The sequence below is a fragment of the Massilia sp. CT11-108 genome (assembly GCF_047302915.1).
Lineage (GTDB): Bacteria > Pseudomonadota > Gammaproteobacteria > Burkholderiales > Burkholderiaceae_D > Telluria > Telluria orientalis.
Genome location: NZ_JBKYMO010000231.1, coordinates 1 through 9,015 on the forward strand (window position 1 = coordinate 1; position 9,015 = coordinate 9,015).

Genomic DNA, 9,015 nt, shown 5'->3' on the forward strand with positions numbered 1-9,015 from the left:
CACGGGGCACCCGTGCATGCCGCGTGCCCCGTGTGCGGGCGCGAGGTGCTGTTGTACGATCCGGCGCAGCACGGCTGGCATGGCCGTCATGGCGACGGCGTGCGGCCGCGCGCGGACGACGAGGGCTGGTTCGCCGATGCGGCGGGTGAAGTCGTGGTCGTGTACGCATACCGCGCGGAAGACGCGTACCGGGCGATGCTGGCCGACGGGTGCTCCGATCCGCAGGACTGGTTCGACTGCTTCGCCATCGTGTTCCGCGCGGCCGGCGCGCAGCCCGTGCTGGTTCTCTCCGAGGAGCGGGCGTAGGGTGGGGACCCTGTGCCCACCCTACCGCCGGCCCGACAGATAGGCCACGCCCTCGGGCGCGTAACTCTCGCGATGCGGCTCGTCGCGGCGCAGGTGAAACACGTCGCCGGCCCGATAGATCTTGATCTCGCCGCCCGCGTGCAGGCGGATCTCGCCTTTCAGGATCAGCGCCTTCGCTTCGAACGGGTGCGCATGATCGGCCAGCGTGCCGTTAGACGCCCTGTACGACGTTGCGCGACCGGACCGGCGCCCGTGATCACGAAGTCGCGCGGGCGATGCGCGCGCGCCGGCCCTCGGCCACCCGGTAGCCGATCGCCAGCACGACGAGCCAGGCCGGAATCATCCACACCGAGACGCGCAGTTCCGGCGTCGCATACATGATCGCGACGATCCCGCCGAGATACAGCAGGCACACCCAGTTCGTGAGCGGGTAGAGGGGGCTCGGGAACGCCGTGCGCTCGCCGGCGGCCTGCCTGGCGGCGCGGAAGCGCAGGTGCGACCAGCTGATCATCGCCCAGTTGATCAGCATGCCGGCGACGGCGAGACCCATCAGGAGGCCCAGCGCCTTGCCCGGCACGGCATAGTTGACGCCCACGCACAGCGCGGTGGCGACGGCGGACACGGCGAGCGACGCCAGCGGTACGCCCCGTTCGTTCACGCGCAGCAGCGCGCGCGGCGCGTGGCCCTGCACGGCGAGGCCGTACAGCATGCGGCTGTTCGAGTACACGCAGCTGTTGTAGACGGACAGCGCGGCCGTCAGCACGACGACGTTCAGCACGTGCGCGACGACGCCGGCGTCGAGCGCCTTGAAGATCAGCACGAACGGGCTGGCGCCGGGCACGATCTGGTCCCACGGGTACAGCGACAACAACACGGCCAGCGCGCCGACGTAGAACACGAGGATGCGCCACAGCGTCTGGTTCGTCGCGCGCGGGATCGAGCGGGACGGATCGGCCGCCTCGGCCGCCGTGATGCCGATGACCTCCAGGCCGCCGAACGAGAACATGATGATCGCCATCGACATCACGAGACCCTGGATGCCGTGGGCGAAGAAGCCGCCGTGCGTCCACAGGTTGCTGACGCCGGCCTGCGGTCCCGCCCCGCCGCTCGCGAGCAGGAACACGCCATAGACGATCATCGCGATGATGGCTGCCACCTTGATGACGGAAAACCAAAACTCGCTCTCGCCGAACGCGCGCACGTTGATGAGGCTGATGCCGTTCGCGAGCACGAAGCAGCCCAGCGCCGACACCCACGCCGGCACGCCCGGAAACCAGTACTGCACGTAGATGCCGACGGCGGACAGCTCGGCCATGCTGACGAGCACATACAGCACCCAGTAATTCCAGCCCGATACGAAGCCGGCGAAGCGGCCGCAGTATTTGTCGGCGAAGTGGCCGAACGAGCCGGCGACCGGTTCGTCGACCATCATCTCGGACAGCTGGCGCATGATCAGGAAGGCGACCAGGCCCGCGACCGCGTAGCCGAGCAGGACGGACGGACCGGCCAGCTTGACCGTTTCCGCGACGCCGAGGAACAGGCCGGTGCCGATGGCGCCGCCGAGGGCCATCAACTGGATGTGCCGGCTCTTGAGGCCGCGGTGGAGTGTCGTGTGGTCGGAAGCCATGGTGCCCGCTTGCTAAAAGACAAGGATTTTAAAGCAAACGGTGGCGGATGTGACCACGCGATCGCGAACTCGTACGCGAATATCGAGGCGGGATTTCGTCGTAAAAAGATGGACTTGCAAAAACACGGCGGTTCGAGCAATCTTGAACTGGACTCCTCCCGGAATGGCGGATGTCTTCCCGCATGTATTTTATAAGCAGCTGTCCAGGAATATCATGATTCAACCATCAGACGCCGGATTTTCCGCGCTGTTTCACGCGCATCCAGTACCGATGTGGGTGTATGACCTCGAAACGTTCCGCTTCATGGCGGTCAATGCCGCGGCCATCGTCCATTACGGTTATTCGGAAGCGGAATTCCTGGCCATGACGCTCCGCGATATCCGTTTGCGGGAAGATCTCGAGCGGCTGGACGACAACCTGCGGCAGCCGCAGGTACCGAGTATCGAAAAGTCCGGCATCTGGCGGCATGTCAGGAAGGACGGCTCCGTCATTCATGTGGAAATCACGTCGCATCCCTTGTGGTTCGGCGAACGCGCGTGCAGGTTCGTCCTTGCCCACGACGTCACCGAGCGCCTGCTCGCGCAGGACAAGATCATGCGCCTCAGCCGGATCTACGCCGTGTCGAGCGGTGTCAATGCGGCGATCGCCCGGATCCACACGCGTGACGAGCTGTTCGGCGAGGTCTGCCGGATCGCGGTGCACGTCGGCGCGTTCAAGACGGCATGGATCGGCGCGTTCGAGCCCGATGTGCTCGAGGGGCGGGTCGTGGCGTGGTGCGGCGGCGAACGGCGCAACGTCGACCGGGTGCACTTGACCTTACGCGCCGACAGTATCGATAGCGCAAGGCCAGCCTGCGTGGCGGCGCGCGAAGCGCGGGCGGTGATTTGCAATGACGTCGCGACGGATCCCGGGCTGGCGCCGCTGGCGAGGGAAATGCTCGAGGAAGGGCAGCGTGCCGTTGCCGCGCTGCCGCTGGCGCCGGCCGGTCGCGTCGACGCCGTGATGGTGTTCATTGCCGATACCGCCGGGTTCTTCGATGCGGAGGAACTCAAGCTCCTCGATGACCTGGTCGGTGACATCAACTTTGCATTGCAGTTCATCGACAACAAGGAGCGGCTCAGCTATCTGGCGTATTACGACGTATTGACCGGACTGCCGAACGCCAGGCTGTTCGAGGACAGGCTCGGGCAATTCATCCACTCGGCGCAGGCGGGACAGCATGTCGGCACGATCCTGGTGAATATCGATCGGTTCACGCAACTGAACGATGCACTCGGACGCCACATGGGCGACGCCCTGCTCAAACAGGTCGCACAGCGGCTGGACGAGGCGCTGCCGGGGGGTGTCAGCGTGGCGCGGATCGGTGGCGCCACGTTTGCGATCGCCGTCGCCGAACTGGCGCAGGACGCCGACCTCGAACATATCGTCGATGAGTTCATCCTGGCGACCATCAACCAGCATTTCCGGCTGGGGCCGCACGAAGCACGTGTCCAGGCGCGGGCCGGATTGGCGCTGTGTCCCCGCGATGGCGGCGATGCCGAAACCCTGCTCAAGCATGCGGAAGCGGCGCTGCAGAGCGCCAAGCGGCTGGGCGAACCTTATCTGTATTACTCGCCGGCGATGAATGCCTCTCACGCTGCCAGGCTCGCACTGGAATCGGAGCTGCTGCACGCGCTCGATGCGCAGGAATTCGTCGTGTACTACCAGCCACGGGTTGACCTCGTGAGTGGACGCATCGTCAGCGCGGAAGCCCTGATTCGCTGGCGGCATCCACAGCGCGGACTGGTGTTTCCCGGCACCTTCATTCCACTCGCGGAAGAGGTTGGGCTGATCGAGCCGATCGGCGACTGGGTTCTCGATACCGTCTGCGCCCAGCAGGCGCGCTGGCTGCAGGGGAAGATCGACGTCGTGCCGGTCGCGGTCAACCTGTCGGCGGCGCAGCTCAGGAATGGAAAATTCGTACAGGACGTGACGGATGCGCTGTCCAGGCACCAGCTGCCGGCCCACCATCTCGAATTCGAGCTGACGGAATCGATGGTGATGAATGACGTGGAGCTGGCCGCGGCGAATCTGCAGGCCTTGAAGGCGCTGGGTATCCAGTTGTCCCTGGACGATTTCGGCACCGGGCATTCTTCGCTCGCCCACCTGCAGCGTTTCCCGTTCGACGCGGTCAAGATCGATCGCGCGTTCATCCGCGACGTCAATGCCAATGCCGGGAATGCGGCGATCGCGACTGCGGTCATTGCGATGGCCCACAGCCTGCATTTACGCGTGGTCGCGGAAGGGGTCGAAACGGAAGGGCAATTGCAATTCCTCCGCCGGCGCCGTTGCGACGAACTGCAGGGGTTTTACTTCAGCGAGGCGGTGCCGGCCGCGCAATTCGAAACCATGCTCGTCGAAAAAACGCTGCTGACGCTCGGACCGCAGGTCGATGAAGATACGCTCCTGATCGTCGACGACGAACCCAACAACCTGTCGACGCTGAGGCGACTGCTGCGGCGCGAGGGATACCGCGTGTTGACGGCGAGCGGAGGGCAGGAGGGTCTCAACCTGCTTGCCCTGAACAAGGTGCAGGTCATCATTTGCGACCAGCGCATGCCCAACATGTCGGGGACCCAGTTCATGCGGATCGTCAGGGAGCTCTACCCGGATACGATACGCATCATCCTGTCGGGATTTACCGATCTCGCGGCGGTGACGGACAGCGTCAACCAGGGGGAACTCTTCAAGTTCATGACCAAGCCATGGGACGATGGCGAACTGGTGAGAAATATTCGCGACGCGTTCCGGCTCCACCGGCAACGCAACGGCTAGGCCGCCGCCGCGCGGGTTCGGCGGCGGCCCCGGTATCCGATCAGACGCCGTGCGGCAGCCCGAGGTTGCGATTCGCCGGCACGGCGATGTCGATCAGCTTCGGCTGCGGCAGGTTCAACCCGTCCATCAGCGTCACGAAATCCTCGCGCGACCGCCCCGACACACGCGCGTTGTGCGCCTTTTCCCAGCCGATCGTCGACACCGACTGGCCCCTGTAGTCATGCCCCGGCCACACGCGCGTCGCATCCGGCAGCGCGAACAGCTTGCGCGTGATGCTGTCGTACAGCGCCGCCGCGCTGCCGCCCTGGAAATCGGTGCGGCCGCAGCCGTCGATCAGCAGCGTATCGCCCGTGAACACATTGCCGCGCCAGACGTAGCACATGCTGCCCGCCGTGTGGCCGGGCGTGTGGATCACGGCGATCGTCTCGCCGGCGCCGAAGCGGATGATGTCGCCGTCCTGCAGCTGCACTTCGGCGGGCGGGATGCCGCAGCCGCTCGGCACGGCGGCACGCGCGCCCGTCAGCTGGCGCAGGCGGCCGGCGGAGGTCACGTGGTCGGCGTGGGCGTGCGTCTCGAGAATGTATTCGAGGCGCAGGCCCAGGCGCCGCAGGTGGGCGAGGTCGCGTTCGACGTGCTGGTCGACGGGGTCGATGATGACCGCGGCGTCACTGCCGGGCGCGGCGAGGATGTACGTGAAGGTCGACGACGCGGCGTCGAACAACTGGATCGGATTGTTGTGCATTCATTCTCCCGACGGGCCGGCCGCGGCGCGGGTACCGCCGCGTTGAGCCTCGATGCCGGCGCGGATACGCTCGGCCACTTCGAATATTGCCATGCCGGCCACCATCGCCGCAACGAACAGGAGGGTGGACCGTCCGCCGACGGCCAGCGCCGTCAGCGCCGGACCGGGGCAATAACCGACGAGGCCCCAGCCGACGCCGAACGTGATGCTGCCCAGGACGAGCGGCGCGTCGATGCGGCCCGCGCCCGGCACGCGGATTTGGCTCCCGAACAGCGGCCGCACGCGCGTGCGCGCGAAGCGGAAGGCGAGGGCGGCGACGAGGATGGCCCCGAGCATCACGAACACCAGCGACGGGTCCCAGGTGCCGGTCACGTCGAGGAAGGCGAGCACCTTGGCGGGATTGCTCATGCCGGACAGGATCAGGCCCCCGCCGAACAGCAGGCCGGCGAGGAAGGCGGTAACGAGATTCATGAAAGGTTCCTCAGCGCCCGAGCACGTGGCGCACGATGAAGACGGTGACGAAACCGGCCGCCATGAAGCAGGCCGTGGCCAGCAGCGAGCGGGGCGACAGGCGCGCGATGCCGCACACGCCGTGGCCGCTCGTGCAGCCGTTGCCGAAGCGGGTGCCGATCCCCACGAGCAGGCCGCCCACGGCGAGCAGCGCCGGGGAATGGTCGATCTGCGCCGGCGGCATCGCGCGCATGCTCAGCCACACGAGCGGCGCGGCGAACAGGCCGAGAATGAACGTGACGCGCCACGCAATATCGCCGCGGCTGGGTCGCAGCAGGCCGCCGACGATGCCGCTGATGCCGGCGACGCGGCCATTGGCCAGCAGGAGCAGGGCCGTGGCCAGGCCGATGAGTATGCCGCCCGCGAGCGATGCCCACGGGGTGAAATGGAGCCAGTCGATCCGCATGATCAGTCCTCCTTCGGACAATACAGCTGGTATAACAACCGCAGCACGGCCAGCGCTTCCGGGCTCGCCACGCTGTAGAAAATCTGCTTGCCGTCGCGCCGCGTGGCGACGAGGCCTTCCTGGCGCAGCACCGCCAGCTGCTGCGACAGCGTGGGCTGGCGGATGTCGAGCGCCGCTTCCAGCGCGCCGACGGGCTGCTCGCCCCGCGTGAGCTGGCACAGCAGCAGCAGGCGATCCGGATTCGCGAGCGCCTTCAGCAGGCCGCCGGCCTGGGCCGCGGCGACGCGCATGGCGTCCGGCGGGAGAGTCGTGACGGTGTCCATGCACTCATTCTATAAAACTACAATCTATAACTCAATAGATTATTTGCTCGGCGGCTGGGGCTGGCTGTCCACGACGCCCGGCATGTCCTGCGTCTGGCGCGGGAACTTGCCCTTCAGCGCGTCGACGCCGCCCTGCGGATGTGCGAGCGGCTTCAGGTCGGCGCGCGACTTGCGCCGGTCGCCGGTGTGGATCTTCATGCGGGTATCGCGCTCCTCGAGCATGTTGGGCAGCAGCTCACCATCCCGGTTGAACGACCACGCGAGCATCGGCACGCCCAGCGGCAGGGCGTCGCCGGGCTTGCCGTTGGCACCCGTGTTCCACACGTGCCACGTCTTGCCGTAGCTGTTCATCTTCTTTTTCATCAGCGCGTGTTCGGCCGCCTCGGGCAGGCCGGGCGCGATCAGCTGGCCGCTGAGGATCTCGCCGTTGTGCGGATGCCAGTACTGGCGCTCGTCGGGCGGCAGCCTGCCGTACAGCTTTTCCGAAATGATGTATTCGATGCCGTTCAGGTTGGCCGCGCGCGTATTGCCGTCGAACAGGGCGCATTGCGCGAAGTCCTCGTTGACCTGGCGGCAGAAGTGGTGGGCTTCGACCTGCATCTCCGGCTGCTCCTTCATCGGATGAAAGCCATTCAGGTAGATGTCGAACCCGGCCAGCGGCGCATTGCCCTGCAAGAGCTTCGCGCCCGCTTCGAGCGCGCGCGTGTCGCCGGCCTTCGGGGCGCCGGCGGGCTGCGGGTGCTGGGCGGCGGCCACGGTAGCGAACAGGCAGCCGGCCATGCCGGCGACGGTATGCAGCTTCATTGGAACCTCCTTGGTGGATAGGATCGTGAAACCGGCCGCCGGTTCCGCCCGGGTCAGGTGCGCGCCGGCGGCGCAGGCAGATGAAAAGCCAGCAGCCGGTCGATGCGGTTGCCGTCCATGTCGACGACTTCGAACCGCCAGCCTTCCCAGTCCAGCCGGTCGCCCGCGCGGGGAATCACGGCGAGCTGGTACAGCATGAAGCCGGCCAGCGTGTGGTAGGCGCCGCTGTCCTCGTCGGGGAAGTCGATGTCGGCGCCCGTGAGGTAGCGGAAGCGGTCGAGCACCATGCCGCCGTCGACGAACCAGCTGCCGTCGTCGCGCCGGACGGCGTCGGGCTGGCCGTGGTCGCTCGTCGGCGTGACGTCGCCCACGAGCGCGCTCATCACGTCGGTCAGCGTGATCATGCCCTGGATGTCGCCGTATTCATCCACGATCATCGCCAGCTCGGCGCGGTGCTGCCTCAATTGTTCCAGCAGGTCGATGGCGCTGCTCGATTCGGGCAGGTACAGGATCGTCTCCAGGGCGGCCTCGATGTCGATGCCGGCCAGCGACTGCGTGCGGATCGCCTGGCCGAACAGGTTGCGCGCACGCACGATGCCGAGCACCTGCGAGCGGTCGCCGCGGTACACGGGAAAGCGGCTGTACGGCGATTCCGCGATGCGCGCGAGGTTGCGTTCCAGCGGCTGGTCGAGGTCGAGGAATTCCAGGTCAACCCGGGGCGTCATCAGCGCGCGCAGGTGCCAGTCGTCGAGCCGCAGGGCGCGCGCGGCGATGTCGTACTCCGCCTTCTCGAACACACCCGCGTCCGTGCTTTCCTTGATCATGCCCGTGACGTCTTCCTCGGTCGGCGTCTCGTCCTTGTGGTGGTGCATGCCGAGCAGGCGCATGATCCCGTCCGTCGTCATCGCGAGCAGCCGCACGAACGGATGCGCGAGACGGGCCATGAATTGCAGCGGGCGCGCGATCATGGCCGCCATCGTTTCCGGATACAGGATCGCGATGCGCTTGGGCACCAGCTCGCCCAGCACGATGGAACAGAACGTGATGCCGGCCACGACGATCGCGAGCGCGACGAGCCGCGCATAGCCGTCCGGCACGCCCATGCCGGCGAGCGCCGGCGTCAGGCGCGCCGTGAGCGACGCTTCGCCGAACGCGCCGTTGAAGATGCCGATGAGGGTGATGCCCACCTGCACGGTGGAGAGGAAGCGGCTCGGATCGTCATGCAGGTCGAGCGCGGTACCGGCGCCGCGCCGGCCTTCGTCGGCCATCTTTTCCAGGCGCAGGCGCTTGGCGGACACCACCGCGAGCTCCGACATGGAGAACACGCCGTTGAGCAGGATGAGGGCGAGGATGATGACGATGTCGACCATGCGGGTCCCGGGTGAGATGACGGATTAATCATCGCACGAGGGAATTGAACAAGGTCGCACAGAAGCTCGCGTCGTTCCCGCGAAAGCGGGGAGCTGTGTCTAAAAAAAATCT

10 protein-coding genes are annotated in these 9,015 nt (G+C 66.5%); 2 read left to right on the top strand and 8 right to left on the bottom strand.

Annotation, left to right across the window (positions count from 1 at the left end):
• On the top strand, positions 1-306 hold a 306-nt coding region (locus ACEN88_RS18155), incomplete at its 5' end, for a hypothetical protein (protein WP_413341760.1).
• A 21-nt stretch (positions 307-327) separates the two neighbouring features.
• Here the strand turns inward: ACEN88_RS18155 and ACEN88_RS18160 are convergent.
• Entirely contained in the window at positions 328-510 is a 183-nt protein-coding gene (locus ACEN88_RS18160; RefSeq protein ID WP_413341775.1) for a cupin domain-containing protein, read from the bottom strand.
• Positions 511-562: 52 nt separating this feature from the next.
• Complete coding sequence (locus tag ACEN88_RS18165) at positions 563-1,933, bottom strand: amino acid permease (RefSeq protein ID WP_413341762.1); 1,371 nt, start codon at positions 1,931-1,933, stop codon at positions 563-565.
• A 214-nt stretch (positions 1,934-2,147) separates the two neighbouring features.
• On the opposite strand from ACEN88_RS18165, the gene ACEN88_RS18170 reads away from it, so the two are divergent.
• Entirely contained in the window at positions 2,148-4,748 is a 2,601-nt protein-coding gene (locus ACEN88_RS18170) for an EAL domain-containing protein (RefSeq protein ID WP_413341764.1), read from the top strand.
• Positions 4,749-4,788: 40 nt separating this feature from the next.
• On the opposite strand, the gene ACEN88_RS18175 is transcribed toward ACEN88_RS18170, so the two are convergent.
• Genes ACEN88_RS18175 through ACEN88_RS18200 form a run of 6 tightly spaced genes read right to left on the bottom strand, consistent with a single transcriptional unit; the run spans position 4,789 to position 8,903 of the window.
• Entirely contained in the window at positions 4,789-5,490 is a 702-nt protein-coding gene (locus ACEN88_RS18175; protein ID WP_413341765.1) for an MBL fold metallo-hydrolase, read from the bottom strand.
• Positions 5,491-5,961, bottom strand: a complete 471-nt coding sequence (locus ACEN88_RS18180) for a DUF6691 family protein (protein WP_413341767.1) — start codon at positions 5,959-5,961, stop codon at positions 5,491-5,493.
• A gap of 10 nt (positions 5,962-5,971) precedes the next feature.
• Positions 5,972-6,406 carry a YeeE/YedE family protein gene (locus tag ACEN88_RS18185; protein WP_413341768.1) on the bottom strand — a complete coding sequence of 145 codons (435 nt, stop codon included), beginning with the start codon at positions 6,404-6,406 and terminating at the stop codon, positions 5,972-5,974.
• Positions 6,407-6,408: 2 nt separating this feature from the next.
• Positions 6,409-6,729, bottom strand: a complete 321-nt coding sequence (locus ACEN88_RS18190; RefSeq protein ID WP_413341769.1) for a metalloregulator ArsR/SmtB family transcription factor — start codon at positions 6,727-6,729, stop codon at positions 6,409-6,411.
• 39 nt (positions 6,730-6,768) lie between these two features.
• Positions 6,769-7,533 carry an OBAP family protein gene (locus ACEN88_RS18195; protein ID WP_413341771.1) on the bottom strand — a complete coding sequence of 255 codons (765 nt, stop codon included), beginning with the start codon at positions 7,531-7,533 and terminating at the stop codon, positions 6,769-6,771.
• Positions 7,534-7,586: 53 nt separating this feature from the next.
• On the bottom strand, positions 7,587-8,903 hold the full coding sequence (locus tag ACEN88_RS18200) for a hemolysin family protein (RefSeq protein WP_413341773.1): 1,317 nt from the start codon (positions 8,901-8,903) through the stop codon (positions 7,587-7,589).
• Positions 8,904-9,015 lie beyond the last annotated feature (112 nt).